General features: G+C 69.1%; 26 protein-coding genes. 15 read left to right on the top strand and 11 right to left on the bottom strand.

Annotated features, from left to right (window positions below):
• Nucleotides 1-40: 40 nt before the first annotated feature.
• Together dprA and AC1RVW_RS10250 are read right to left on the bottom strand one after the other, a co-directional pair.
• Nucleotides 41-1,213 carry a DNA-processing protein DprA gene (dprA, locus tag AC1RVW_RS10255; protein WP_493199651.1) on the bottom strand — a complete coding sequence of 391 codons (1,173 nt, stop codon included), beginning with the start codon at nt 1,211-1,213 and terminating at the stop codon, nt 41-43.
• A gap of 30 nt (nt 1,214-1,243) precedes the next feature.
• Nucleotides 1,244-2,464 carry a LysM peptidoglycan-binding domain-containing protein gene (locus tag AC1RVW_RS10250; RefSeq protein WP_081268788.1) on the bottom strand — a complete coding sequence of 407 codons (1,221 nt, stop codon included), beginning with the start codon at nt 2,462-2,464 and terminating at the stop codon, nt 1,244-1,246.
• 159 nt (nt 2,465-2,623) lie between these two features.
• Between AC1RVW_RS10250 and def the strand changes: the two genes are divergently transcribed.
• The 5 genes from def to AC1RVW_RS10225 are packed head-to-tail and all read left to right on the top strand — an operon-like array spanning nt 2,624 to nt 5,684.
• Nucleotides 2,624-3,142, top strand: coding sequence for a peptide deformylase (gene def / locus AC1RVW_RS10245; protein WP_409194494.1), 519 nt, complete (start codon nt 2,624-2,626; stop codon nt 3,140-3,142).
• 1 nt (nt 3,143) lies between these two features.
• A complete protein-coding gene (locus AC1RVW_RS10240) occupies nt 3,144-3,656 on the top strand; it encodes a hypothetical protein (protein WP_285413969.1) in 513 nt (170 codons plus the stop codon).
• A complete protein-coding gene (gene fmt, locus AC1RVW_RS10235) occupies nt 3,653-4,609 on the top strand; it encodes a methionyl-tRNA formyltransferase (protein ID WP_493199648.1) in 957 nt (318 codons plus the stop codon). The genes AC1RVW_RS10240 and fmt overlap by 4 nt, the downstream gene beginning before the upstream one ends.
• Nucleotides 4,609-5,349, top strand: coding sequence for an AzlC family ABC transporter permease (locus AC1RVW_RS10230; RefSeq protein ID WP_081268791.1), 741 nt, complete (start codon nt 4,609-4,611; stop codon nt 5,347-5,349). The genes fmt and AC1RVW_RS10230 overlap by 1 nt, the downstream gene beginning before the upstream one ends.
• 23 nt (nt 5,350-5,372) lie before the next feature.
• Nucleotides 5,373-5,684 (top strand): AzlD domain-containing protein, encoded by a 312-nt coding sequence (locus AC1RVW_RS10225; protein WP_285414058.1) that lies wholly within the window; start codon nt 5,373-5,375, stop codon nt 5,682-5,684.
• Between the two features lie 9 nt (nt 5,685-5,693).
• On the opposite strand, the gene AC1RVW_RS10220 is transcribed toward AC1RVW_RS10225, so the two are convergent.
• Genes AC1RVW_RS10220 through AC1RVW_RS10195 form a run of 6 tightly spaced genes read right to left on the bottom strand, consistent with a single transcriptional unit; the run spans nt 5,694 to nt 11,197 of the window.
• Nucleotides 5,694-6,665: a Bug family tripartite tricarboxylate transporter substrate binding protein gene (locus tag AC1RVW_RS10220; RefSeq protein WP_493199685.1), complete on the bottom strand. Its 972-nt coding sequence runs from the start codon at nt 6,663-6,665 to the stop codon at nt 5,694-5,696.
• A gap of 44 nt (nt 6,666-6,709) precedes the next feature.
• On the bottom strand, nt 6,710-7,687 hold the full coding sequence (locus AC1RVW_RS10215) for an MBL fold metallo-hydrolase (RefSeq protein ID WP_285413971.1): 978 nt from the start codon (nt 7,685-7,687) through the stop codon (nt 6,710-6,712).
• Complete coding sequence (locus tag AC1RVW_RS10210; RefSeq protein ID WP_285413972.1) at nt 7,684-7,890, bottom strand: DUF2783 domain-containing protein; 207 nt, start codon at nt 7,888-7,890, stop codon at nt 7,684-7,686. The genes AC1RVW_RS10215 and AC1RVW_RS10210 overlap by 4 nt, the downstream gene beginning before the upstream one ends.
• On the bottom strand, nt 7,887-9,536 hold the full coding sequence (locus AC1RVW_RS10205; RefSeq protein ID WP_493199644.1) for an FAD-dependent monooxygenase: 1,650 nt from the start codon (nt 9,534-9,536) through the stop codon (nt 7,887-7,889). Before AC1RVW_RS10205 ends, AC1RVW_RS10210 begins: the two co-directional genes overlap by 4 nt.
• A gap of 7 nt (nt 9,537-9,543) precedes the next feature.
• A complete protein-coding gene (locus AC1RVW_RS10200; protein WP_081268796.1) occupies nt 9,544-10,665 on the bottom strand; it encodes an alpha/beta hydrolase family protein in 1,122 nt (373 codons plus the stop codon).
• On the bottom strand, nt 10,658-11,197 hold the full coding sequence (locus AC1RVW_RS10195; protein ID WP_106936448.1) for a VOC family protein: 540 nt from the start codon (nt 11,195-11,197) through the stop codon (nt 10,658-10,660). The genes AC1RVW_RS10200 and AC1RVW_RS10195 overlap by 8 nt, the downstream gene beginning before the upstream one ends.
• 95 nt (nt 11,198-11,292) lie before the next feature.
• Here AC1RVW_RS10195 and AC1RVW_RS10190 point away from each other — a divergent pair, with 95 nt between their 5' ends.
• From AC1RVW_RS10190 to pyk, 3 genes are all read left to right on the top strand, one after another.
• The gene (locus tag AC1RVW_RS10190) at nt 11,293-12,198 is read left to right on the top strand and encodes a LysR family transcriptional regulator (protein ID WP_493199642.1); all 906 of its coding nucleotides are present in this window, start codon (nt 11,293-11,295) and stop codon (nt 12,196-12,198) included.
• Between the two features lie 91 nt (nt 12,199-12,289).
• The gene (locus tag AC1RVW_RS10185) at nt 12,290-13,483 is read left to right on the top strand and encodes a phosphoglycerate kinase (RefSeq protein ID WP_493199640.1); all 1,194 of its coding nucleotides are present in this window, start codon (nt 12,290-12,292) and stop codon (nt 13,481-13,483) included.
• Nucleotides 13,484-13,569: 86 nt separating this feature from the next.
• Nucleotides 13,570-15,018, top strand: coding sequence for a pyruvate kinase (gene pyk / locus AC1RVW_RS10180; RefSeq protein ID WP_081268800.1), 1,449 nt, complete (start codon nt 13,570-13,572; stop codon nt 15,016-15,018).
• A 20-nt stretch (nt 15,019-15,038) separates the two neighbouring features.
• Here the strand turns inward: pyk and AC1RVW_RS10175 are convergent, their stop codons facing one another.
• Nucleotides 15,039-16,055 (bottom strand): 1-aminocyclopropane-1-carboxylate deaminase, encoded by a 1,017-nt coding sequence (locus AC1RVW_RS10175; RefSeq protein ID WP_106936453.1) that lies wholly within the window; start codon nt 16,053-16,055, stop codon nt 15,039-15,041.
• Nucleotides 16,056-16,191: 136 nt separating this feature from the next.
• Here AC1RVW_RS10175 and AC1RVW_RS10170 point away from each other — a divergent pair, with 136 nt between their 5' ends.
• The 4 genes from AC1RVW_RS10170 to AC1RVW_RS10155 all read left to right on the top strand — a co-directional run bounded on the left by AC1RVW_RS10170 (nt 16,192) and on the right by AC1RVW_RS10155 (nt 19,794).
• On the top strand, nt 16,192-16,677 hold the full coding sequence (locus tag AC1RVW_RS10170; RefSeq protein WP_081268802.1) for an Lrp/AsnC family transcriptional regulator: 486 nt from the start codon (nt 16,192-16,194) through the stop codon (nt 16,675-16,677).
• A gap of 35 nt (nt 16,678-16,712) precedes the next feature.
• Nucleotides 16,713-17,651 carry an alpha/beta hydrolase gene (locus AC1RVW_RS10165; protein WP_081268803.1) on the top strand — a complete coding sequence of 313 codons (939 nt, stop codon included), beginning with the start codon at nt 16,713-16,715 and terminating at the stop codon, nt 17,649-17,651.
• A gap of 65 nt (nt 17,652-17,716) precedes the next feature.
• Nucleotides 17,717-18,781 carry a class II fructose-bisphosphate aldolase gene (gene fba / locus AC1RVW_RS10160; protein ID WP_081268804.1) on the top strand — a complete coding sequence of 355 codons (1,065 nt, stop codon included), beginning with the start codon at nt 17,717-17,719 and terminating at the stop codon, nt 18,779-18,781.
• Between the two features lie 107 nt (nt 18,782-18,888).
• On the top strand, nt 18,889-19,794 hold the full coding sequence (locus AC1RVW_RS10155) for a phosphoribosylaminoimidazolesuccinocarboxamide synthase (RefSeq protein WP_081268805.1): 906 nt from the start codon (nt 18,889-18,891) through the stop codon (nt 19,792-19,794).
• Between the two features lie 11 nt (nt 19,795-19,805).
• Here the strand turns inward: AC1RVW_RS10155 and AC1RVW_RS10150 are convergent, their stop codons facing one another.
• Both AC1RVW_RS10150 and AC1RVW_RS10145 read right to left on the bottom strand, forming a co-directional pair.
• Nucleotides 19,806-20,261, bottom strand: coding sequence for an META domain-containing protein (locus AC1RVW_RS10150; RefSeq protein WP_409194481.1), 456 nt, complete (start codon nt 20,259-20,261; stop codon nt 19,806-19,808).
• 134 nt (nt 20,262-20,395) lie between these two features.
• A complete protein-coding gene (locus tag AC1RVW_RS10145) occupies nt 20,396-21,316 on the bottom strand; it encodes a tetratricopeptide repeat protein (RefSeq protein ID WP_081268807.1) in 921 nt (306 codons plus the stop codon).
• Between the two features lie 36 nt (nt 21,317-21,352).
• Between AC1RVW_RS10145 and purE the strand changes: the two genes are divergently transcribed.
• From purE to AC1RVW_RS10130, 3 genes are read left to right on the top strand one after another with little or no spacing between them, the layout of a single operon-like run.
• Nucleotides 21,353-21,904 (top strand): 5-(carboxyamino)imidazole ribonucleotide mutase, encoded by a 552-nt coding sequence (purE, locus tag AC1RVW_RS10140; RefSeq protein WP_106936457.1) that lies wholly within the window; start codon nt 21,353-21,355, stop codon nt 21,902-21,904.
• Nucleotides 21,901-23,091 carry a 5-(carboxyamino)imidazole ribonucleotide synthase gene (locus AC1RVW_RS10135; protein ID WP_493199635.1) on the top strand — a complete coding sequence of 397 codons (1,191 nt, stop codon included), beginning with the start codon at nt 21,901-21,903 and terminating at the stop codon, nt 23,089-23,091. The genes purE and AC1RVW_RS10135 overlap by 4 nt, the downstream gene beginning before the upstream one ends.
• Nucleotides 23,088-24,089, top strand: coding sequence for an L-threonylcarbamoyladenylate synthase (locus AC1RVW_RS10130; RefSeq protein WP_081268810.1), 1,002 nt, complete (start codon nt 23,088-23,090; stop codon nt 24,087-24,089). The genes AC1RVW_RS10135 and AC1RVW_RS10130 overlap by 4 nt, the downstream gene beginning before the upstream one ends.
• Nucleotides 24,090-24,097: the final 8 nt, after the last annotated feature.

Below are 24,097 nucleotides of genomic sequence, written 5' to 3'. Positions count from 1 at the left end.
TTTTCCTTCCTGCATGCGCAGGCGGTCGCGCGGGCCTCGATCAGCTGCTGGCAGATCGCTGGAAGAGCCCGCCGGGCAGGCGCGAGACATGGCCGTCCAGTTCGAGCGAAAGCAGCTTCGCCTGCAGCGCGGCGGCGCTCCAGCCGGTGCGTGCGCTCAGTGCGTCGAGGCTGACCGGGTCGAAGCCCAGGGCCTCCAGCAGCGGGGCCTCGGCCGACGACGGCGCCTGCTGCGCTTCGGCTGCGTCGCTGCTGCCGTTGCCGTTGCCGTTCTTGGGCGGCGATGCGGACGGTGTGTGCTGCAGCGGCGGCAGCTCTTCGAGGATGTCGTTGACCGATTCCACGAGCTTGGCGCCCTGCCGGATCAGCGCATGGCAGCCGCGCGACTGGGGCGAGTGGATCGAGCCCGGTATCGCGAACACTTCCTTGCCCTGCTCCGAGGTGAGCCGCGCGGTGATCAGCGAGCCCGACTGCAGCGCCGCCTCGACCACCAGCGTGCCGCGCGCCAGCCCGGCGATGAGCCGGTTGCGCTTCGGAAAGTTCTGCGTGAGCGGCGGCGTGCCCAGCGGCAACTCGCTGACGATCAGGCCTTGCTGGGTGATGCGGTGCGCCAGGTCGCGATGCCGCGCCGGGTAGACGCGGTCGAGCCCGGTGCCGACCACGGCGACCGTGGCCAGGCAGGGCGTCTCGCCGGCGGCGTCCAGCGCGCCCTGGTGCGCGGCGCCGTCCACCCCCAGCGCCAGCCCCGAGACTACCGGCAGGCCCGCCTCGCCCAGCGCGCGCGCAAAGCTGCGCGCATTGCTGGCGCCTTGCGGTGTCGGGTTGCGGCTGCCCACGACAGCGATGCTGTGGCCGAGCTGCGTGAGGTCGTAGTCGGCGGCGCCGAGCACATAGAGCATGGGCGGCGGATCGGCCATTTCGAGCAGCGAGGCCGGGTAGCCTGCATCGCCGAGCGTGACGAGCCGGCGCGAGCTGCCGTTGTCGGTGTTGTGCAGCCATTGCCAGGTCTGGTCGACCTGGGCCTGGAGATTGGCGGGCGGCTGCCGCAGTGCCTCGGCCTGCGCGAGCGACACCACTTCGCGCAGCGCTTCTTCCGGCTGCGCGAACACGCGCTCGGGCAAGCCGAACGCCGCGAGGAGCCGGCGCACGGTGCCGTCACCGATGCCGGGGGTCAGTGAAAGTCGCAGCCAGCCTGCGAGTTCTGCGCGTTCCAAACGAATGTGCGAAAGAGCCGTAGCCGTGGGTCAGGGATTGACGAGGAAGTCGCCAGCGCGCGGAGTGTCGTTGATTTCCAGGACCAGCGCGTAGGACACTTTCTCGAAAGTGCGAAACACCATCAGCAGGCCGATGCGTTCGTTGGGCAGCTTGATGGTTTCCTTGCGGGCGCCGGTACGGTCGACGATGGTCTCACCGTTCTTCAGGATGGCCAGCACGTGGCCGCTGTCGATGCCGTCGCGCGTGCCCTTGTTGATGGCCACCACCTGGTTCTGCGCGGCGAACTGCACCGCGTTGCCGTAGACCGAGATGATGCGGCCGTCGACCTGCGTCGAGGGCGCGCGCGGCACGTAGCTCAGCAGCTGGCGCGGCGGCTCGGGCAGCAGGCGGTCGCCGGCGCGGATTTCCTCGCGCGACGCGATGATGTCGACGGTCGCGGGCACCACCGTGATGACGTCCTTGTCCTCGACCGTCTCGACGGTGGTCGACTCGCCGCGCTGCAGCTGCGCCTTGCCCAGGTACTGCGCCTCGTAGCCGAGGATTTCGCCCGTGCCCGGGTCTTTCAGCGGGGTGGCGTTGCGGAACACGCGGAAATGCTGAACCGGGCCCGGGGCCTCGACCAGCGGCGAATTGGCGTTGCCGCGCGCATAGGCGCGGTCGCCGCGTGACAGCAGAACACGGTTGTCGTTGCCGGCCACGATGCGCGGCGCGCTCTCCAGCGTGCCGGCGTCGACCACGATGGGCTCGCTCAGGAACGGCTCGATGATGCTCGGGTTGAGCGTGGGCAGCGCCATGCCGGCCAGCGAATCGAAGCGGGTGCGCGGTGACAGCTTGATGGTGCCGCCGTCGCCGCTGAAGCCGCCGCGGCGGGTGGTCGTGAGGCGGGCGCGGCCGCCGGTCTTGTCCAGGTAGAGCACCTGGCCGGGGTAGATGCGGTGCGGGTTCGCGATCTCGTCGAGGTTCATGCCCCACAGCTCGGGCCAGCGCCAGGGGCGCAGCAGGTAGAGGCGGGAGATGGCCCAGAGCGTGTCGCCGGGCTTGACGGTGTATTCGTCGGGGGCGTTGGGGGAGAGTTCGCTCAGCGGCACGCCGGTTTGCGCGGTCTGCTGGGCCGTGGCGCGCTGCTGCGGCGTCACCGGGTAGTTCTGGGCCCAGGCCGTCGTGGCGCCGCAACTGCCGAGCACCGCCAGGGCGGTCAGCGTGGCAAGAAATGAGGGGCGCTGGCGTTCAGCTGATCTGAGCTTTTTCATGTCTGGATGGGTGAGCGCGCGAGGTATCGCCGCACATACGAATCTCACAATTTGCTACGAATTCTGCGCTGAAGCCCCTGGCAGGGCAACGTTTTCGGGCGCGTGGGGCCCGTCGCGTCGCGGAATTGGCGAAAATAGCCACAACTTCCCCCCGATTTCATGGCCAAACGAATCATTCTGAGTTACCCGGACAAGCGCCTGCACACGGTGGCCAAGCCGGTGCAGGGCGTCGACGCGCGCGTCAAGGCGCTGGTGGCCGACATGCTGGAAACAATGTACGACGCCAACGGCATCGGCCTGGCAGCCACGCAGGTCGACGTGCATGAGCGGCTCGTCGTCATCGACGTGTCGGAAGAGCGAAACGAGCCCATCGTGCTCATCAACCCCGAGATCACCTGGGCCAGCGACGAGAAGGTGCTGAACGAGGAAGGCTGCCTCTCGGTGCCCGGCATCTACGACGGCGTGATGCGCTCGACCTCGGTCAAGGTGCAGGCGCTCGACGAGAACGGCGAAAGCCGCACCATCGAGGCCGACGGCCTGCTGGCCGTGTGCATCCAGCACGAACTCGACCACCTGCTGGGCAAGGTGTTCGTCGAATACCTCTCCCCCCTGAAGCGCAACCGCATCAAGAGCAAGCTGCTCAAGCAGCAGCGCGAAGAACTGCGGGAACGGGCCTGACATGACGATGCAGCGCGGCTTTCGCACCTTCGCCACGCTGGCGGTCTTCGCGGCCGCCGGCCTGGGGCTGGCGGGCTGCGTGAGCGAGCCCGCGCGCATCCGGCCCGGCACCTCCGCCGCCGAAACGCTGCAGCTGCTGGGCACGCCCACGGGCCGCTATCCGCTCAACGGCGGCGGCGAGCGGCTGCAGTATTCGCGCATGCCCGCCGGCTTCGAGGTGACCGACATCGACGTTGACGCGTCCGGCAAGGTCGTCTCGGTGACCCAGGTGCTCAGCGAAGCGCGCTTCGGCCAGGACATCAAGGTCAACCAGTGGCGCCAGGACGACGTCATGGCCTTCTACGGCCGCCCCTATGAAATCTCCCGCGTCAGTTCCTTCGACGGTGCCGTCTGGACCTGGCGCTACAAGGCCGTGAACGAGCGCCGCATGCTGTACATCTACATCGATCCGACCGGCGTGGTCCGGCGCTATCACACGGGGGACGATCTCGAGCTCGATCGGATCCGCGATTGAGCCGCCTGCGCGTCGTTTTCGCGGGCACGCCCGAGTTCGCTCGCGTCGCCCTGGAGGCCATCGCCGCCGCCGGCCATGACATCGTGCTGGTGATGAGCCAGCCGGACCGCCCCGCCGGCCGCGGCATGAAGCTGCAGGCCTCACCCGTCAAGCAGTGCGCAGTGGCCAACGGCTGGCCCGTGGCCCAGCCGCGCAGCCTGCGCCTGGACGGCAAGTACCCCGACGAAGCCTCGGCCGCGCGCGACACCCTGCTGGCCGCCAGGCCCGACGTGATGGTGGTCGCCGCCTACGGCCTGATCCTGCCGCAGTGGGTGCTCGACCTGCCGGTGCACGGCTGCCTCAACATCCACGCGAGCCTGCTGCCGCGCTGGCGCGGCGCCGCGCCGATCCACCGCGCCATCGAGGCCGGTGACGCGCAGACCGGCATCACCATCATGCAGATGGACGCGGGGCTCGATACCGGCGACATGCTGCTGCGCGAGTCGGTCGACATCGGCGACGACAACACGGCGCGCCTGCACGACCGGCTGGCCGGGCTGGGCGGCCGCATGATCGTCGAGGCGTTGGCGAACATCGGCGGCCTCACCCGCACGCCCCAGCCCGCCGAAGGCATCACCTACGCCCACAAGGTCGAGAAGCACGAAGCGCTGATCGACTGGGCCCAGGCCGCCGACGCCATCGTGCGCCGCATCCGCGCCTTCGACCCGTTCCCCGGCGCCAACAGCCCGCTCGACGGCGAGGCCATCAAGCTGTGGGCCGCCCACGCGACTGCGGCCACCGATGCGTCGGCTGCGCCGGGCACGATCCTGGCCGTCACAGACGCCGGCGTTGCCGTGGCGGCTTCCGGCTCGACCGTCACCATCACCGAACTCCAGCGCGCGGGCGGCAAGCGCCTGCCCGTGGCCGATTTCCTGCGCGGCTTCGACCTGAAGCCCGGGCAGGTGTTCGGCTGATGTTCCTGTCGACCGCCATCCGCTCGCGGCCCGAATTCCGGACGGGCGTGCGCGACATGTCTTCCGTGGCGCTGGGCATCGGCGCCTGGGGCCTCATGACCGGCGTGGCCATGGTCAAGTCGGACATGAGCGTGATCGAGGCGATTGCGATGACCCTGCTGGTCTACGCGGGCAGCTCGCAGCTGGCGGCCATTCCGCTGCTGGCCGCGGGCGCGCCGGCCTGGGTGATCCTGGCCACGGGCTTCTGCGTGAACCTGCGCTTCGTCGTGTTCAGCCTGCACCTGCGCCCCTACCTCATGCACATGCCGCGCTGGCGCCGCATGCTGCACGGCTACCTCACGGCCGACATGAGCTATGCGCTCTTCACCAGGAAGTACCCCAAGCCGCCGCTCACCATTGCCGAGGAGCATTCGCAGGAGGCCTACCTCACCGGCAACTACTTCGTGACCTGGTGCGCCTGGATGGGCATGAGCATGCTGGGCGTGGCGCTCGCCAACTTCATTCCGCAGAACTGGGGCCTGGGCTTCGCGGGCGTGCTGAGCCTGGTGGCCATCGTCTGCTCGATGGCGACGACGCGGCTGCGCGTGCTGGCCGCGCTGATTGCCGGCGTGACCGCGGTGGCCGCCTATGCGCTGCCGCTGAAGCTCAACATCGTGGTCGCCATCGGCGTCGCGGTGCTGCTGTGCTTCTGGCTGGAGAAGCAGTTCGGGCTCGACCCGGCGGCGGAGGACGACAAGTGAGTGGAACCACCGACCTGTGGACCATGGGCGTGATCGTCGGGCTGGCGCTCGTCACCGTGCTCACGCGCTGCTTCTTCTTCATCCTGGACCGCCCCTGGGGCCTGCCCGAGTGGGCGCACCGTGCGCTGCACTACGCGCCGGCCGCCGCGCTCGCGGCGGTGATCGCGCCCGAGATCGTCATGACGCAGGGCCACCTGATCGGCACGCTGCACGACGCCCGCCTCTATGCGGCGGTCGTCGGCGCGGCTTACTACTACTGGCGGCGCGGCGTGCTCGGCACCATGCTCGCGGGCATGGCGGTGTACCTGCCGCTGCACCTGGGCCTCGGCTGGTAGTTCGCGTCTTCAGTCGAGCTTCACGCCGGCTGTTCTGATGATGTTGCCCCAGCGCTCGCTCTCGGCGCGCGAGAGCTTGTAGAAGTCCTGCGGCGAGCCCGGCAGCGCCTCGAAGCCGAAGTCCGCGAACAGCTTCACCACCTTCGGCGCCTTCATGGCCTTGTGCAGTTCGGCGTTGAGCCGCGCCACCGCTTCCGGCTGCATGCCGGCCGGACCGATCAGGCCGTGGAAGGCGTAGGCGTTGACATCGGGAAAGCCGGCCTCGACGAAGGTCGGCACCTCGGGCAGCGCATTGGCGCGCTGCGGCAGCGCGATGGCCAGCACCCGCACCTTGCCCGACTTGATGATCGACAGGCCCGAGGCCAGGTCGAGCATCATCACCGGCACCTGTCCGCCCATCACGTCGGACATGGCGGGCGCGGCGCCCTTGTACGGCACGTGCACGATGCTCAGCCCGGCCTTCTGCTTGAACAGCTCCATCGCCATGTGATGCGGCGAGCCGTTGCCCGGCGAGGCATAGCTCACCTTCTCGGGGTTGGCCTTCACGTAGCGCACGAACTCGGCCACGTTCTTCGCGGGGAAGTCGGGGTGCACCACCAGCGCCACCGGAAAGCGGCCGATGGTGCCGATGTAGGTGAAGTCGCTCGCGGGCTTGTACGGCAGCCTGGTGAACATGTGCTCGTTGAAGAGCAGCGCCGCGTTCTCGGCCTGCATGATCGTGTAGCCGTCGGGCCTGGCCTGCATCATCACGGACACGCCGATGTTGGTCGACGCGCCGGGCCGGTTGTCGATGATCAGCGGCTGCCCCAGCGAAGGCTGCATGGCCTCGGCCAGCGAACGCGCCAGGTTGTCGGTGCCGCCGCCGGCCGAGTACGGCACGATCCACTTGACCGGCTGGTTCGGGTAGGCCGCCGGCTGCGCCGACGCGAAGGAAACAGCCAGCGCGAGGGTCGCTTCCAGCAGGGGAAGGAAGCGTTTCATCATCGTCTTTTGTCTCCGTTTGCCTGTCTAGAAATCGGTTCGGTTCAGTCGCCGCGCAGCACCTGCCAGAGCTCGCGGTCGCGCTCGGCGGTCCACACCACGGGGTGTTCGATGCCGCGCAGCTCGTCATAGGCGCGCGACACGTCGAAGGGCAGCACATGCTGGAACACGGGCCAGCCGCCGAAGCGCGGCGTCATGGCCGCCTCTGCGCGCGCGAAGCAGCCCTTGAGCGTGTCGCCCGCCGCGATGCCGGCCTTCACGCTGTCGAGCAGCGTCGACAGGAATGCCTTGGTCAGCCCGATCGCCTCGGCGCATGCGGCTTCGTCCTGCAGCACCGCGCCGCGGCCAGGCACCAGCACGCGCGGGTTCAGCGCATGCACCGCGTCGAGCGTGCGGGCCCAGTCGCCGATGTAGGCGTCGCCTGCGTACACGCCGCAGTGGTTCTCGACCACGTCGCCGGAGAACAGCACGCCGCAGTCGGGCAGCCAGGCGACGGTGTCGCCGCTCGAATGGCCGCGGCCCAGCGCCATCAGCCGCAGTTCGCGGCCGGTGCCCGGGCGCGGGCCGAGCCACAGGCTCATTTCGCCCTGGAAGCTCATCGTCGGGAAGGTCAGGCCCGGAATCTCTTCCACGCCCGCGAACAGGCGCGGGAAGCGGCCCACCTCCGAATCGAAGTCGGCCTGGCCGCGGGTGCGTATCCAGTCGAGCGTGCCGTTGCTCGCGATGATCTGCTCCACCTCGTCGAAGGCGCTCGCGCCCATCACGCGCACCGCGTGGTAGTGGGTGAGCACGATGGTCCTGATCGGCTTGTCGGTCACCGTGCGGATGGCGGCGAGGAAGTCGCGCGCCATGCGCGGCGTGGGGCGCGTGTCGATCAGCACCACGTGGTCGTCGCCGACGACGAAGCCGCAGTTGGGATCGAAGTCGCTGATGTAGCCGTAGGCACCGGGCGCGAGCTCGCGCAGCTGCGGCTTCTGCTCGCGTGTGTCCGAGGCAGAAGCGAAAGAGACGTTGGCGGTCATGGGGTGTGGTTGGTCGTGGGGTTGTCTTCGGCGGCCGCGCGGATGCAGGCCAGCAGCACGTCCTGGTCGGCGCACTGGTTGGCCAGCAGCAGCACGAGGCGGGCATTGAGGTCGGCGCTGTGCGCCTCGCTCAGGCCTTCGTGTGCGGCAAGCAGGGCGGCGTAGAAGCCGTCGGGGTCGGGGATGCGGGGCGCTGTGTTCATGGGGCGGTGTCGTGGGCGAGGGCGGTGCGCAACGCGGCGGCGATGACTTCGGGCGTGGTTTGCGTCAGCACGGCGGCGCGGTAGGCGTCGGGCCGCACGAGGACGAAGCCGCCCGCATGGCCGATGCCGAGATGGCGCGCCAGTTGTTCGTCGGCCTGCAGCGTGGGCAGGCCGCTGTCGCCGCCCACTGCCAGCAGGCGCAGCGGCAATGCGGCGGTGGCGTCGAGCGCGGCCCGTGCCTGTTCGCGCGTCGGCGCGAACCACATGCCGATGCACTGCGTGCCCTCGGCCAGCAGCTGCATCAGCGTCGTCCCGCGGCCGTCGGTCCAGCGCAGCGGCAGGTTCTGCACCGTGCGGCCGCCTTCGGGCAGCGCGGGCGCGGGCGGGTAGTCGTTGGCGACCGACATGCGCCCGGTGTTCACCAGCGCCCGGGCGAACGGATGGCGCGCCGCCAGCGCTACCACGGCGCGGCGCAGCGTGTGCTCGGCCGGCGAGCGCGGCGCCAGGAAGCGCGCCGAGCGGCTGGTCACCTGCAGGTTCTGCGCGGCGGCGGGCTGCCTTTCGGCGTCGTAGCTGTCGAGCAGCGCATCGCCGGCCTTGCCTTGCGCGACCAGCGCGAGCTTCCAGCCGAGGTTGGAAGCGTCCTGGATGCCGCTGTTGCCGCCGCGCGCGCCGAACGGGCTCACCACGTGCGCCGCGTCGCCGATGAAGAACACGCGGCCGTGCCGGAAGCTGTCGAGCAGATGGTCGCGGTAGCCGTACGGCCCGATCCACACGAACTCGAACTCCACGTCCGGCCCCAGCTGCTCGCGCAGCCGCGCGCCGGCCACCTCGGGCTTGCTGATGTGGGCCGTGTCGCAGTCTTCGGGCATCTGGTAGTCGATGCGCCACACGCCGTCGGCCATCAGGTGCTGCCACACGCCGCGGCCTTCGTTGAAGGGCGCGTCGACCCAGGTCCAGCGCTCGGTGGGCAGCGGCTTCCTGAAGCGCACGTCGCTGATGCACCAGCGGTCGGTGCTGCGCGAGGCGTGCGCCTCGATGCCGAGCTGCGCGCGTATCGGGCTGTTGGCGCCGGTCGCGTCGATCAGCCGGTCGGCCTCGATGGTGTAGCTGCCCGCGGGCGTCTCGATGTCCAGGCGCACGCCGTCGGCCAGTTGCTCGACGCGCGTCACGCGGCTCTTCCAGCGCACGTCGGTGCGGCCGAGTTCGAGGATGCGCTCGACCAGGATCCACTCGACGTAGAACTGCTGCAGGTTGATGAACGGCGGCTGCCTGGAGACGCTGTTCGCCTGCAGGTTGAAGTTGTAGACCTCCTGTTCGCCCGAGAAGGTGCGCCCGAACGACCAGGTGATGCCCTTGGCCGCGATGCGCTCGTAGACGCCCAGGCGCTCGAAGATCTCCAGGCTCTTCTGCGCGTAGCAGATGCCGCGCGACGAGGCGCCGCGCACGCCGACGGTGTCGTCCTCGTCGAGCAGCACGGCATGCACGCCGCGCTGCGCGAGGTCGCAGGCCAGCGTGAGGCCCGAGGGGCCGGCGCCGACGATCACGATGGGGTGGCGCACGACCTTCGCGCTGTTCAGCTCGGGCGGGGGCGTGAAGGGCCAGACCGGCAGCTCGTAGGCCGGTGCGAATGCAAAGTTTTCCATGTCTCTTCTACAGCGCGTGGGCGAACTCGGCGATGGCGTCGGCCGCCTGCGGAATCAGGTGCGGCTGGCCCGCCAGGTAGTGGTTGCCGCCCACGATGTCGACGTTGCGGATGCGCGATCCGCCCGCCGCCATCCATGCGTCGCGCGTGCTCGGAAAGGTCGACTGGTCGCCGGTGTAGGTCAGCAGCAGCTTCGGCACCGTGGTGCGCGCGAGGTTGGTGGGGCCATCGGCCTGCGAGCGCGACGACCACTGCGACAGGAAGGCCGTCAGCGAGGTGGTGCGGCCCATCGCGTTGGCCGAGTAGTTCACCTGCCGCGCGTCGCCCCACACGCTGCCCGGAAGACGGTCGTTGGGGTCGAGCGAGAGGTCGACGCAGCGCGGATCGGCATGCGTGCGGTAGACGATGAAGGTCTGGTCGCGCGGCGCGCCGGGCGTGTTGCGCAGCAGCGCGAGGCGGTCGAGGCACCACTGCTCGATGCGGTCCAGCCGCGCCTTCTGCGCGGCGCTGAAGCGGGCGAGGAAGTCGCTGTCGTAGGGCACGCGGTGGCGCGGGTCGTACATGTCGAGCTCGGGGTCCACCGAGAGCGGGTCGTGCTCGTCGGTGACGGAGGGGTCGATCCAGTCGCGCATCAGCCGGGTGCGGCCCAGGTGCGCGGCGCACAGCGCGATGCCGTCCACCGGGGGCAGGTCGCCCGGGTGCAGGTGCGTCGGGTCGCCGTCCGGGAGGTGCGTGGCGGTGAGCTTCTCGGCCTGCGCCTGGTAGAAGGCCGACAGCGCGGCGCCGCCGGAGTTGCCGACGAGGAACACCTTCTCGTAGCCCGCCGCGCGCAGGTACTGCACGCCGGCGCCCAGGTCTTGAATGGCGCGTTCCATAAGCAGCACCGTGTCGTTGCCCACGAAGCGCGAGTTCAGCCCCATGCAGCAGATGCCGCGCTCGGCCAGCGGGCCGATCAGGTAGTGGCCCATGAAGTTGCTGGTCGGGTGCATCACGATGGCCGCGACCTTCTTCGGCCCCTGCGGTGCCTGGCAGGCGCCATAGATGCGCGGGCGCAGCAGCTGCAGGCCCGACTGGCTCTCCATCGAGGCGCCGGGCTTCACGTCGATGACGGCAAGTTGCAGCTCAGGCATTCGACGCACTCCTCGCAGCGCGCAGCTCGGCCTTGCGCGCGGTCCAGGCGTCCAGGTCGGCACGGGCGCGCAGCGCATGCGCGTCCATCTCGGACTGAGGCACGGTCGGCGTGGTCAGCTCCACGCGGATGCCGTTGGGGTCGAAGAAGTAGATCGACTCGATGATGTGGTGGTCGGTCACGCCCAGCACCTCGACGCCCGCGCCCTCGAGCCGCGCCTTGGCGGCCAGCAGGTCGTCCACCGAATCGACGCGCAGCGCGATGTGGTTCACCCATGCGGGCGTGTTGGGCGAGGGCAGCGCTGCAACGTCGTCGCCCAGGTCGAAGAAGGCGATGTACGAGCCGTCGCGCATCTGGAAAAAGATGTGCACGTAGGGGCAGTACTCGCCCGTGCTCGGCACGTGGTCGCTCTTGATGACGTGGGCCAGCGGCAGGCCCAGCAGGTCTTCGTAGAAGCGGCGGGTTTCCTCGCTGTCGCGGCAGCGCCAGGCGAAGTGGTGCAGCCCGCGCACGGGCGGTGGTGGGGTTGGCATGGCTCTGGTGTCTCCGTTGAGCCGGTATTGGGCGACGCCGGGTCTTATGATGCAATCGAAATTAATTCATCGATTGATGAAATAACCATATATATATGAACCTCACCCTGCGCCAGTTGCGCGCCTTCGCCGCCGTGGCCGAGAGCGGCAGCTTCACCGCCGCGGCGCGGCAGCTGCACCTCACGCAGTCGGCGCTCAGCGTGCTGGTGCGCGAGCTCGAACGCGAAATGGGCGTGCAGCTGCTCGACCGCAACACCCGCAGCGTGCAGCTGTCGGAGGCGGGGCGCGAGTTCCTGCCGTCGGTGCACCGGCTGCTCGGCGACCTGGCGGGCGCGGTGGCCGGCGTCACCGACCTGCGTGACAAGAAGAAAGGCTTGTTGCGGCTTGCGGCGCCGCAGCTCATGGCCTGCACGCTGATGCCGCGCGTCATCGCGGTCTACCGCGAGGCCTATCCCGACGTGGACGTGCGGCTGGCCGACACCCTGCCGGAGCACCTGCTGGCGGGCGTGAGCGCCGGCGACGTGGAGCTGGCCGTGGGCCAGGACGTGGCGGTGGACAGCGCCATCGAGCGCCGCACGCTGTTCCGCGACCGGCACTGGCTGATCTGCCCGCCGGAACACGCCTTCGCCAACCGCCGCAAGGTGCGCTGGCACGAACTGGGCCCCTACACCTTCATCGCGCCCACGCGCGACTTCCGCCAGCGCGTGCTGCCCGAGCTGGCGCCGGCCGAGCGCGACTACATGCTGCGCCCCGGCACGCAGGAGGTTTCGTACATGACCACCGCGCTCGGCATGGTGGCCTCGGGGCTGGGGCTCACGGTGTGCCCGACCTATTCCGCGCCGCTGGTGCGCGCCCACGGGCTGCGCATGGTGCGGCTCGAGTCGCCCGACTTCCACCGCGAGGTTTGCGTCTACAGCGCGGCTCGGCGCAGCCTTTCGCCGGCTGCCGCGGGCTTCGTCGAGATCCTGGAGCAGTTCGCCAACGCGCAGCAAAAGGCCTGAAAAGCATCGGCCCGCGGCAACAGGCGCTCAGGGCGGGCAAAGTGCAAAACCTACAATGCAGGCCGACCCGTCTTCCACCTCTTCCAGACCCATGAACGTCATTCGATTCACCGACCTCTGCGCACAGGGCAAAGCCGCCGGCCAGCGCGTCTTCATCCGTGCCGACCTCAACGTGCCGCAGGACGACGCCGGCAACATCACCGAAGACACGCGCGTGCGCGCCTCGGTGCCCTGCATCCAGCTGGCGCTCGACGCCGGCGCGGCCGTGATGGTCACCTCGCACCTGGGCCGCCCGACCGAAGGCGAATTCAAGCCCGAAGACTCCCTGGCCCCCGTCGCCAAGCGCCTGGGCGAGCTGCTCGGCCGTGAAGTGCCGCTGGTCGCCAACTGGGTCGACGGCGTCGACGTCAAGCCCGGCCAGGTCGTGCTGCTCGAGAACTGCCGCGTCAACAAGGGCGAGAAGAAGAACGACGAGGCGCTGGCCCGCAAGCTGGCCGCGCTCACCGACATCTACGTGAACGACGCCTTCGGCACCGCCCACCGCGCCGAGGCCACCACCTACGGCATCGCGCAGTTCGCGAAGATCGCCGCCGCCGGCCCGCTGCTGGCCGCCGAGATCGACGCCATCACCAAGGCGCTGGCGCAGCCCAAGCGGCCGCTGGTGGCCATCGTGGCGGGCTCGAAGGTCAGCACCAAGCTCACCATCCTCAAGAGCCTGTCGGCCAACGTCGACCAGCTGATCGTGGGCGGCGGCATCGCCAACACCTTCATGCTGGCCGCCGGCCTGAAGATCGGCAAGTCGCTGGCCGAGCCCGACCTTGTCGACCAGGCCAAGGCGGTGATCGACGCCATGCGCGCGCGCGGCGCCGACGTGCCGATTCCGGTGGACGTGGTCACGGCCAAGACCTTCGCGGCGGACGCGGCCGCCACCGTCAAGGACGCGAGCGACGTGGCCGACGACGACCTGATCCTGGACATCGGCCCCAAGACCGCCGCGATCCTGGCCGCGCAGCTGCGCGAAGCCGGCACCATCGTCTGGAACGGCCCGGTGGGCGTGTTCGAGTTCGACGCCTTCGCGGGCGGCACCAAGGCCATCGCGCAGGCGATTGCGGAAAGCAGCGCGTTCTCGATCGCCGGCGGCGGCGACACGCTGGCGGCCATCGCCAAGTACGGCATCGAGAAGCAGGTCGGCTACATCTCGACCGGCGGCGGTGCCTTCCTGGAAGTGCTGGAGGGCAAGACCCTGCCGGCCTTCGAGATCCTGTCCAGGCGCGCGGCCGGCTGATGCCGGCGGCGGGAAAGCCCGTGGGGTGACTTCCGTCAGACACACAAAGTGTATACAGTAGCGAATACAAAACGGAGACTACCCTCATGAGCACGGACCGCATTCCCCGCCACGCCACCAAGATCGTTGCCACGCTCGGTCCGGCGTCCAACACGCCGGAACTGCTGGAAAAGATGATCCTGGCCAAGGTCAGCGTGGTGCGGCTGAACTTCAGCCACGGCACGGCGCAGGACCACATCGACCGCGCGGCCATGGTGCGCGAAGCCGCCCGCAAGACGGGCCGCGAAGTGGCCATCATGGCCGACCTGCAGGGCCCCAAGATCCGCGTGGGCAAGTTCGCGCAGGGCAAGGTCTGGCTGGAGCCGGGCGCCAAGTTCGTGCTCGACGCCTCGCGCACCGAGCCCGGCGACGTCGATGCCGTGGGCCTCGACTACAAGGACCTGCCGCGCGACGTGAAGCCCGGCGACAAGCTGCTGCTGAACGACGGCCTCATCGTGCTCACGGTCGACGCCGTCAAGGGCGAGGCGGTGCACACCACCGTCAAGCTCGGCGGCGAGCTGTCGAACAACAAGGGCATCAACAAGCAGGGCGGCGGCCTCACGGCGCCCGCGCTGACGGCCAAGGACATGGAAGACATCAAGACCGCGATGAGCTTCCAGGCCGACTACGTGGCCGTGAGCTTCCCCAAGAACGCCACCGACATGGAAATGGCGCGCCAGCTGTGCAACGTGGCCGCGGCCGAGTACGGCCACAAGCCCGGCATGATCGCCAAGATCGAGCGGGCCGAAGCCATTCCCAAGCTGGAAGAGATCCTGCGCGCCAGCGACGGCATCATGGTCGCGCGCGGCGACCTCGCCGTGGAAGTGGGCAACGCGGCTGTGCCCGCGCTGCAGAAGAAGATGATCCGCATGGCGCGCGACATGGACAAGGTGGTCATCACCGCGACCCAGATGATGGAGTCGATGATCACCAACCCCGTGCCCACGCGCGCCGAGGTGAGCGACGTGGCCAACGCCGTGCTCGACGGCACCGACGCCGTGATGCTCTCCGCCGAGACCGCCTCGGGCCGCTACCCGCTCGAGACCGTGCAGGAGATGAGCCGCATCTGCGAAGCCGCGGAAGCGGCCGAAGACAAGACGCTCGACGCCGACTTCAGCGGCAAGACCTACAGCCGCATCGACCAGTCGATCGCCATGGGCGCGCTGTTCACGGCGCACCACCTGGGCGCCAAGGCCATCGTGGCGCTGACCGAGTCGGGCGCCACCATGCTGTGGATGAGCCGCCACCGCGCGCACATTCCCATGTACGCGTTGACCTCGCGGCTGGCCACGCAGCGCAAGCTGGCGCTGTACCGCAACGTGCGCCCGCTGCTGATGGACTCGGAAAGCGACCGCGACACCGCGCTGCTGCAGGCCGAGAACCACCTGAAGAAGCGCGGCATCGTGCAGACCGGCGACGTCTACGCCATCACCTGCGGCGAGCCGATGGGTGCCCCCGGCGGCACCAACATGCTCAAGATCTGCAGGGCGAGCTGAACCCGCCCGGCTGAGCTTGCTCAGCCGTTGCGGAACAGGAAGCTGTAGGCGTTCAGCGCGGGCACCCCGCCCAGGTGCGCATACAGCACCTTCGAGCCCGCCGGGAATTCGCCCAGCCGCACCTTCTCGATCATCCCGTGCATCGACTTGCCCTCGTACACGGGGTCGGTCAGCATGCCCTCGAAGCGCGCGCTCAGGCGAATGGCCTCCAGCGTGCCTTCGTTCGGCAGGCCGTATTCGGGGCCGCCGAAGCGGCGGTCGAGCACCACGTCTTTTTCGGTGATGTCGCGGCCCAGCTCGACCAGCTCGGCTGTGTTCTTCGCGATGCGCACGATCTGCTCGAAGGTCTGCTGCGGCTTGGCCGAGGCGTCGATGCCGATCACCCGGTCGGCCCGGCCGTCGGCCGCGAAGCCCACCACCATGCCGGCCTGCGTGCTGCCGGTGACCGAACAGACCACGATGTAGTCGAACTTGAAGCCCAGCTCGGCCTCCTGCTGGCGCACTTCCTCGGCAAAGCCCACGAAGCCGAGCCCGCCGCGCGGATGCTCCGAGCAGCCCGCCGGAATCGGGAACGGCTTGCCGCCGGCCTTGCGCACGCTCTCCATCGCGTCTTCCCAGCTCTTGCGGATGCCGATGTCGAAGCCGGAGGCATCGAGCCGAACGTCGGCGCCCATGATGCGCGACATCTCGATGTTGCCCACGCGGTCGTACACCGCGTCGGAGTAGTTGACCCAGTTCTCCTGCACCAGCACGCACTTCAGGCCCAGGTGCGCGGCCACCGCGGCCACCTGCCGCGTCTGGTTCGACTGGATGCCGCCGATCGACACCAGCGTGTCGTAGCCGCCTTCCAGCGCCTCGGGAATGAGGTATTCGAGCTTGCGCGTCTTGTTGCCGCCGAAGGCCAGGCCGCTGTTGCAGTCCTCGCGCTTGGCGTACAGGTCGACCTTGCCGCCCAGATGGGCGCTCAGCCGCTTCAGCGGGTGGATCGGCGTCGGGCCGAAGGTCAGGGCGTGGCGGGGAAATTTCTTCAGGTTCATGAGGCTGGCTCCGGTGCGTTGAAGCCATCGATCGTAGGAAGAAGGCTTCGCAACGTGCTTGCGAAGTTTGGTGGTTTCCCGTAAGAAAAAAAGGCAGGATCGCCATCTTCAGGATTTTCAATCTGCAAGGCTGCCGATGAACACAACAAAGTTGCGTACGCCGCCCGAGCTGGACCGCATCGACCGCGCCATCCTGCGCGCCATGCAGCGCGACGCCTCGCTGTCGAACGTGGCGCTCGCGGCCAAGGTCAACCTCAGCGCCGCCGCCTGCCTGCGCCGGGTCGAGCGGCTCAAGGCGGCGGGGCTCATCAAGGGCGTGGTGGCGCTGCTCGATGCCGATGCGCTCGACCTCGGCATGCTGGTGATGATCGGCGTGGTGCTCGACCGCTCCACGCCCGACTCCTTCGCCGACTTCGAGAAGGCCGCGCAGAAGGTCCTGGGCTGCCTCGAATGCCACGTGGTGACCGGCGAGTTCGACTACTTCATGCTCGTGCGCACCCGCGACAACGACAGCTTCAACCGCCTGCACGCCGAGCAGCTGCTCTACCTGCCCGGGGTGCGCCAGATCCGCACCTTCGTCGTTCTCAAGCAGGTGCTGTCAACCACGCAGCTTCCGATCTGACGAAACCGCTGCCCGCCTTCGTGCGTACTGGTGCGATGAGCTTTCCCACCTTCGCCACCTTCGAGTCCCTCCGCCGGCGCCGCAGCGCTTTCCTCACCGCCTTCACAGTCACCGCCGCCGCCGTGCTCTCGGCCTGTTCGCCGGTCAAGGTGCTCAACGGGCTGGTGCCCGGCGACACCTACCAGTTCCAGGGCGGCATCGCCTACGGCCAGGCGCCGCGCCAGCTGCTCGACGTGTACCAGCCGCTGCCGTCCACGCAACCGGCGCGGGGCTCCCGCCCGCTGGTGGTGTTCTTCTTCGGCGGCACCTGGACCAACGGCGACCGCGCGAGCTACAAGTTCGTCGGCGAGGCACTGGCCGCGCGCGGCGCGGTGGTGGTGGTTCCCGACTACGGCCTGTCGCCCACCTTCACCTATCCGGTCTTCGTGCGCGACAGCGCGCTGGCCGTGAAATGGGCGCTCGACAACGCTGCGCAGCTGGGCGCCGACCCGAAGCAGGTCTACGTGATGGGCCACAGCTCGGGCGGCTACAACGCCGCGATGGTGGCGCTGGACGAGCGCTGGCTGGCCGAGGTGGGCGCCAGCCCCAGGCAGCTCGCGGGCTGGATCGGCCTGGCCGGGCCCTACGACTTCCTGCCCATCGGCGACCCGCAGGCGCAGGCCGCCTTCAACTGGCCGGACACCCCGCCCGACTCGCAGCCGCTGGCGCACGTCACGTCCGCATCGCCCCGCGCGCTGCTCCTGGCGGCCTCCAAGGACAACCTGGTCTATCCCGACCGCAACACCGGGCGGATGGCCCAGGCGCTGCGCGCGGCGGGCGTTCCGGTGCAGGTCAGGCTGTACGACAACCTGAGCCACGTGACGCTGATCGGCGCTTTCGCCAAGCCGATCCAGTGGCTGGGCGGGCCGGTGCTGCCGCCGGTCATGGAGTTCCTCGGGTTGGCGTCAGTGCCGTCCGACAAGGCCGCTCGGTAGAATTGGAGTAGTTTTTCTCGTCTTCCAGCCTTCTCTCTTTCCAATTTCCCGCGAGGTATTTCCCCATGGCACTCGTCTCGATGCGCGAACTGCTCGACCATGCCGCAGCCAATGGCTACGGCATTCCGGCCTTCAACGTCAACAACCTCGAACAGGTCCAGGCCGTGATGGAGGCCGCCAAGGAAACCGGCGCCCCCGTCATCCTGCAAGCCAGCGCAGGCGCGCGCAAATACGCCGGCGAAGCCTTCATCAAGCATCTGATCCAGGCCGCCATCGAGCAGTACCCGAACATCCCGCTGGTCATGCACCAGGACCACGGCCAGAACCCCGACGTCTGCAAGGGCGCCATCGACCTGGGCTTCAGCTCGGTCATGATGGACGGCTCGCTCGAGGCCGACGGCAAGACCATCGCCAGCTACGACTACAACGTCGACGTCACCAAGAAGGTGTCGGACATGGCCCACCGCCTGGGCGTGACGGTCGAAGGCGAGCTGGGCTGCCTCGGCTCGCTCGAGACCATGAAGGGCGACAAGGAAGACGGCCACGGCACCGACGACACCATGACGCGCGAACAGCTGCTCACCGACCCCGAGCAGGCCGCCGACTTCGTCAAGCGCACCCAGATCGACGCGCTGGCCATCGCCATCGGCACCAGCCACGGCGCCTACAAGTTCACGCGCGAGCCCACCGGCGACATCCTGGCCATCGACCGCATCAAGGAAATCCACCGCCGCATTCCCAACACCCACCTGGTGATGCACGGCTCGTCGAGCGTGCCGCAGGAGCTGCTGGCCATCATTCGCCAGTACGGCGGCAACATGAAGGAAACCTACGGCGTGCCCGTCAAGGAAATCCAGGAAGCCATCAAGCACGGCGTGCGCAAGATCAACATCGACACCGACATCCGCCTGGCCATGACCGGCGCGGTGCGCAAGTTCCTGTTCGAGAACCCCGAGAAGTTCGACGCCCGCGAATGGCTCAAGCCCGCGCGTGAAGCCGCCAAGCTGATCTGCAAGCAGCGCTACATCGAGTTCGGCTGCGAAGGCCAGGGCGCCAAGATCAAGGGCGACACGCTGCAAGTGGTTGCCGCCAAGTACGCCAAGGGCGAACTCGCTCAGGAAGTCGTTTAAAAACCTTCCCGCGATTCGAAGGCCACCGTTCGCGGTGGCTTTTTTCTGCGCGCACAATCCGCTTTCACCGTCTTTCAGTTTCCGTCGTTTCCCCACCGCAATTGCCCATGACCACCGTCCACACCTCCTCCATCCAGAGCCTGCCCCTGCTTGCGCGCGGCAAGGTGCGCGACAACTACGCCGTCGGTGAAGACCGCATCCTGATGGTCGCGAGCGACCGGCTGAGCGCCTTCGACGTGATCATGGGCGAGCCGATTCCCGGCAAGGGCGAGATCCTGACCCAGATGGCGCTGTGGTGGTTCGAGCGGCTCGGCCAGCTGTGCCCCAACCACCTGACCGGCGATGCGCCCGAGAGCGTGGTCACCGAGGCCGAGGTGCCGCAGGTCACCGGCCGCTCGATGCTGGTCAAGCGCCTGAAGCCGATCCCGGTCGAGGCCGTGGTGCGCGGCTACCTGGCCGGCAGCGGCTGGAAGGAATACCAGGAAAGCCAGTCGGTCTGCGGCGTGCCGCTGCCCGAGGGCCTGACCAACGCCAGCAAGCTGCCGCGTCCCATCTTCACGCCCGCGGCCAAGGCCGCGGCCGGCGAGCACGACGAGAACATCAGCTACGAGCGCGTGGTCGAGATCGTCGGCCCCAAGCTGGCCCAGCAGATCCGCGAGACCAGCATCGCCATCTACGAAACCGCGGCGCAGATCGCCCTGGCCAAGGGGATGATCATTGCCGACACCAAGTTCGAGTTCGGCCTCGACGAAGCCGGCACGCTGGTGCTGATGGACGAGGTGCTCACGCCCGACAGCTCGCGCTACTGGCCGGTGGAGGGCTACCAGGCCGCGCTGGCCGCCGGCGCCAACCCGCCGAGCTACGACAAGCAGTTCGTGCGCGACTGGCTCGAAGCCACCAAGATCAACGGCAAGCCCTGGGACAAGACGCCGCCGGCGCCGCGCCTGCCGGCCGAGGTCATCGAGAAGACCGCCGCCAAGTACCGCGAGGCGCTCGAGCGCCTCACCGGCTGATCAGCGGCTGATCAGCGCGCTCCGGCCGAGCTGAAGGTCGCCACGGTCCGGCCGCCGGCGTCCAGCAGCGCCAGCCGGCCCGGCCCCGCGAGGCTGTAGCTCGCGGTGTTCTGCAGCGCCGAAATGAACTGCGCCTCGTTGGCGCCGCGCGCCGGGTCGAGGCAGGCCATGCGGGTCGAGGCCAGCTGGCCGATCTTCAGCGAGATGCCAGCGCGCGTGAACGAACCCGAAAGACGGTTGCAGCCGCCCGATCCGCTGACCCGTCCGCTGCTGCGGTCGAACTGAACCTGCGCGCCGCTGTTGGGCGCGATGGTCTCGTCGCCCAGCTGCACCAGGCGCCAGGTCGGCCCCTCGATCGGTTCGTCCAGGCTGATGCCGCTCCCGCATCCGGCCAGGGTGGTCGACAGCGCCGCCGCCGCGAGGGCAAGCAGTGCGATGCGGCTGGTGGGGCGGGCGAATGAGCGCATGGCCTGTCTTTCCTTTTCAAATCTGCAACAAGTTGAATCGGGCGTGATCGTATGCGACGGCGCCGGCCGCGCCAATGCCGTCCCCGCGTGCGGCCGGGCCATGAAAAAAGCGACCCGGAGGCCGCTTTGGAGGATCAGCTCAGCACCACGCTGCTGAGGCGGCGGCGGTAGGTGGCCACCACCGGATCGTCCGGCGGGATCTGGCCGTCGGCCACCTTGACCTTCGGCGGCTCGATCAGGTCGAGGATCGCGATGTAGGTCTTGCGCGCGAGGTCTTCGCTCCAGGTCTTGTCGCGCATCAGGATGTCGAGCAGCTCGTCCATCGCGTCGGTCCAGCGCTGGGCGGCCATCAGCAGGCGGGCGCGGCCGAAGCGGGCGTCGAAGTCGCGCTTGTTGGCCGCGATCTTCGCGTCGAAATCGGCGACGGCTGGCGCGGCACCGGTGGGCGGCGCTGCGAAATCGATAGCATCCATCCAGCGCTGCAGCGCGTCGAAGCGGCGCACCAGCGTGGTCTTGGCGATCACCGGGGCGAACGCGACCTTGGCGTCGTCGTGGCGGCCTTCCTGCAGCAGCAGCTTGACGTAGTCGAAACGGGCGTCGTCGTTGGCGGGGTCGGTGGCCACCGCGTGCTGCAGCTTCTCGAGCGCGCCCTGGGTGTCGCCGCCGGCCAGCGCTTCCTGCGCGGCGGCTTCTTCCGAGGCAGCCTCGGCTTCGTCGGCGCCGGGCACGTGCTTGTCGAGGAATTCGCGGATCTTCTCGGCCGGAATGGCGCCGACGAAGCCGTCCACGGGCTGGCCGTCCTTGAACATCACGCAGAACGGGATGCTGCGCACGCCGAACATCTCCGACAGCTGGGAGGAGATCTGCGGCACCTTGTCGGCGTCGAGCTTGGCCAGCGTGAAGCGGCCGCCGTACTCGACTTCGAGCTTTTCGAGCACCGGGCCGAGCTGTTTGCAGGGGCCGCACCATTCGGCCCAGATGTCCAGCAGCACCGGCGTGGCGACCGAGCCTTCGATCAGTTCGGCCTGGAAATTTTCGAGAGTGATGTCGATCATCGGAACCAACTGAGGGTGAAACGTAAAATTGAAACCATGAACGAAACCATTCAGGTCGGTGTAGTGATGGGCTCGAGCTCCGATTGGGAGACGATGCGCAACGCGGTCGAGATTCTCCAGCAATTCGGAATCAGCCACGAGGCAAAGGTGGTCTCGGCCCACCGCATGCCCGATGCGCTCTTCGCGTATGCCGAAAGCGCCGCCGGGCGCGGGCTCGCCGCGATCATCGCCGGGGCGGGCGGGGCGGCCCACCTGCCGGGCATGCTGGCGTCCAAGACCACGGTGCCGGTGCTCGGCGTGCCGGTGGCCAGCCGCCACCTGCAGGGCGTCGATTCGCTCTACAGCATCGTGCAGATGCCCAAGGGCGTGCCCGTGGCCACCTTTGCCATCGGCAACGCCGGCGCGGCCAACGCGGCGCTGTTCGCGGTGTCGATGCTGGCGGTGAACGACCCGGCGCTGCGCGCGAAGCTCGACGCCTTCCGCACGGCCCAGACCGCCGCCGCCGAAGCCATGACGCTGCCGCCGGCGCCCGCTGGCGAAGCACCCCCCGTGTCCCCCTTCTCGCCCCAGGGCGGAGGTGCCCTGTGAGCGACGCTGACCTGCCCATTCTTCCGGGCGCCACGCTCGGCGTGCTCGGCGGCGGACAGCTGGGGCGCATGTTCGTCCACGCTGCCCAGCGCATGGGCTACTTCACGGCGGTGCTCGACCCCGACACCGACAGCCCCGCCGGCCGCGTGAGCCACCACCACATCCACACCGACTACGACGACGTCGACGGCCTCGCCCGCCTGGCCGGGCTGGCCGACGCGGTGACGACCGAGTTCGAGAACGTGCCCGCGCCCTCGCTGGAGCACCTGGCCGTGGCGCGGCCGGTGTCGCCGGGCGCCCCGGCCATCGCCATCGCGCAGGACCGCATCGCCGAGAAGGCGCACTTCACCCGCTGCGGCGTGCCCTGCGCGCCCTATGCGGCCATCGAGACGGCGGCCCAGCTGGCCGCGGTGGACGACAGCCTGCTGCCCGGCATCCTGAAGACCGCGCGCCTGGGCTACGACGGCAAGGGCCAGCAGCGCGTGAAGACGCGCGCCGAGCTGGTAGACGCCTGGCAGGCCACGGGCTGCGTGCCCTGCGTGCTCGAGAAGATGCTGCCGCTCGAATTCGAGTGCTCGGTGATCCTCGCGCGCGGCCGCGACGGGCAGATCGTGCACTTTCCGCCGCAGCGCAACCTGCACCGCGACGGCATCCTGGCCGTCACAGAGGTGCATCCGCAGAACATGCCCAAGACGGTGGCGCAGGGCGCCATCAATTCGGCCAAGAGCATCGCCAACGGGCTGGGCTACGTAGGCGTGCTGTGCGTCGAGTTCTTCGCGCTGGCCGACGGCTCGCTGGTGGTGAACGAAATGGCGCCGCGCCCGCACAACAGCGGCCACTACACGATGGAAGCCTGCGACGTGTCGCAGTTCGAGCTGCAGGTGCGCACGCTCGCCGGCCTGCAGCTGGCCGCGCCGCGCCAGCACAGCCCGGCCATCATGCTCAACCTGCTGGGCGACCTGTGGTTCCCGGCCGATGCCGACAAGCCGGTCTCCCCGCGCTGGAGCGAAGTGCTGGCCCTGCCGGGCGTGCACCTGCACCTCTACGGCAAGATGGAACCGCGACGCGGCCGCAAGATGGGCCACCTCACGCTCACCGGCGCCACCCTTGAAGCGGTGCGCGCCACGGCCTCGCAGGCGGCGCTGCTGCTGGGCCTGCCGGCGGTGACCTCCACCGATCTCGCATGATCCTCGACGGCCGCTCCCCGGACGCCATCGCCGAAGCCGTGCGCGTGCTGCGCGCGGGCGGGCTGGTCGCCTTCCCGACCGAGACCGTCTACGGCCTGGGCGCCGACGCGAGCAGCGACACCGCCGTGGCCGGCATCTTCAAGGCCAAGGGGCGGCCCGCCGACCATCCGCTGATCGTGCACGTGGCGGCCGGCGTCAAGGGCACCGAATCGCTGTCGCGCTTCGCCCAGCCGCTGCCGGCTTTCGCGCAGAAGCTGGTGCAGGCCTTCTGGCCCGGCCCGCTCACGCTGATCGTCACGCGCCAGCCCGGCGTGGGCGCGGCGGCGGCCGGCGGGCAGGACACCATCGGCCTGCGCTGCCCCTCGCACCCGGTGGCGCAGGCGCTGCTGCAGGCCTGCGCCGAGCAGGGCGTGCCGGGGCTCGCGGGCCCCAGCGCGAACCGCTTCGGCCGCGTCAGCCCGACCACGGCGCAGCATGTGCAAGACGAATTCGGCGACGCGCTGCCGGTGGTCGACGGCGGGGCCTGCGAGGTCGGCATCGAGTCGACCATCGTCGACTGCAGCCGCGGCGCGCCCGTGCTGCTGCGCCCCGGCCTCATCACCCGCGCGCAGATCGAGGCGGCCTGCGGCGAGAAGCTGGCCGACCGCGAAGTGCTCGAAACACCCGACCCGCGCGCCTCGGGCACGCTGGAGGCGCACTACGCGCCCGACGCCAAGGTGCGCCTGATGGACGCCAAGGCCATCCAGACCGGGCTCGACGTGCTGGGCGCCAACGCCGCGCACATCGCCGTGTGGTCGCGCGCCGTGATGCGCAGCCGTTCGCAGCGCGTGCTGCTGCGGCGCATGCCCGACGACGCAGCGGCCAGCGCGCAGCAGCTGTTCGCCGTGCTGCGCGCGTTCGACACCGAGGGCGTCAAGCTGATCTGGGTCGAGACCCCGCCCGACACGCCCGAGTGGGAAGGCGTCAAAGACCGCCTGCAGCGCGCAGCGGCCGCCTGATCCCCCGT

The sequence above is a fragment of the Variovorax sp. MPBD4-3 genome (genome assembly GCF_058809745.1).
This window is presented reverse-complemented; position numbering and strand designations above follow the sequence as displayed.

Coding starts and splice junctions, on each gene's coding strand:
- AC1RVW_RS10165 (WP_081268803.1), top strand. CDS start 16,713: ATGAGCTTTCCCACCTTCGCCACCTTCGAGTCCCTCCGCCGGCGCCGC.
- AC1RVW_RS10195 (WP_106936448.1), bottom strand. CDS start 11,197: ATGCCAACCCCACCACCGCCCGTGCGCGGGCTGCACCACTTCGCCTGG.
- AC1RVW_RS10215 (WP_285413971.1), bottom strand. CDS start 7,687: ATGACCGCCAACGTCTCTTTCGCTTCTGCCTCGGACACACGCGAGCAG.
- fba (WP_081268804.1), top strand. CDS start 17,717: ATGGCACTCGTCTCGATGCGCGAACTGCTCGACCATGCCGCAGCCAAT.
- AC1RVW_RS10230 (WP_081268791.1), top strand. CDS start 4,609: ATGTTCCTGTCGACCGCCATCCGCTCGCGGCCCGAATTCCGGACGGGC.
- AC1RVW_RS10250 (WP_081268788.1), bottom strand. CDS start 2,464: ATGAAAAAGCTCAGATCAGCTGAACGCCAGCGCCCCTCATTTCTTGCC.
- AC1RVW_RS10190 (WP_493199642.1), top strand. CDS start 11,293: ATGAACCTCACCCTGCGCCAGTTGCGCGCCTTCGCCGCCGTGGCCGAG.
- purE (WP_106936457.1), top strand. CDS start 21,353: ATGAACGAAACCATTCAGGTCGGTGTAGTGATGGGCTCGAGCTCCGAT.
- AC1RVW_RS10240 (WP_285413969.1), top strand. CDS start 3,144: ATGACGATGCAGCGCGGCTTTCGCACCTTCGCCACGCTGGCGGTCTTC.
- AC1RVW_RS10185 (WP_493199640.1), top strand. CDS start 12,290: ATGAACGTCATTCGATTCACCGACCTCTGCGCACAGGGCAAAGCCGCC.
- AC1RVW_RS10145 (WP_081268807.1), bottom strand. CDS start 21,316: ATGATCGACATCACTCTCGAAAATTTCCAGGCCGAACTGATCGAAGGC.
- AC1RVW_RS10210 (WP_285413972.1), bottom strand. CDS start 7,890: ATGAACACAGCGCCCCGCATCCCCGACCCCGACGGCTTCTACGCCGCC.
- AC1RVW_RS10225 (WP_285414058.1), top strand. CDS start 5,373: ATGGGCGTGATCGTCGGGCTGGCGCTCGTCACCGTGCTCACGCGCTGC.
- AC1RVW_RS10200 (WP_081268796.1), bottom strand. CDS start 10,665: ATGCCTGAGCTGCAACTTGCCGTCATCGACGTGAAGCCCGGCGCCTCG.
- AC1RVW_RS10220 (WP_493199685.1), bottom strand. CDS start 6,665: ATGAAACGCTTCCTTCCCCTGCTGGAAGCGACCCTCGCGCTGGCTGTT.
- AC1RVW_RS10205 (WP_493199644.1), bottom strand. CDS start 9,536: ATGGAAAACTTTGCATTCGCACCGGCCTACGAGCTGCCGGTCTGGCCC.
- def (WP_409194494.1), top strand. CDS start 2,624: ATGGCCAAACGAATCATTCTGAGTTACCCGGACAAGCGCCTGCACACG.
- AC1RVW_RS10175 (WP_106936453.1), bottom strand. CDS start 16,055: ATGAACCTGAAGAAATTTCCCCGCCACGCCCTGACCTTCGGCCCGACG.
- AC1RVW_RS10130 (WP_081268810.1), top strand. CDS start 23,088: ATGATCCTCGACGGCCGCTCCCCGGACGCCATCGCCGAAGCCGTGCGC.
- AC1RVW_RS10155 (WP_081268805.1), top strand. CDS start 18,889: ATGACCACCGTCCACACCTCCTCCATCCAGAGCCTGCCCCTGCTTGCG.
- AC1RVW_RS10150 (WP_409194481.1), bottom strand. CDS start 20,261: ATGCGCTCATTCGCCCGCCCCACCAGCCGCATCGCACTGCTTGCCCTC.
- pyk (WP_081268800.1), top strand. CDS start 13,570: ATGAGCACGGACCGCATTCCCCGCCACGCCACCAAGATCGTTGCCACG.
- AC1RVW_RS10170 (WP_081268802.1), top strand. CDS start 16,192: ATGAACACAACAAAGTTGCGTACGCCGCCCGAGCTGGACCGCATCGAC.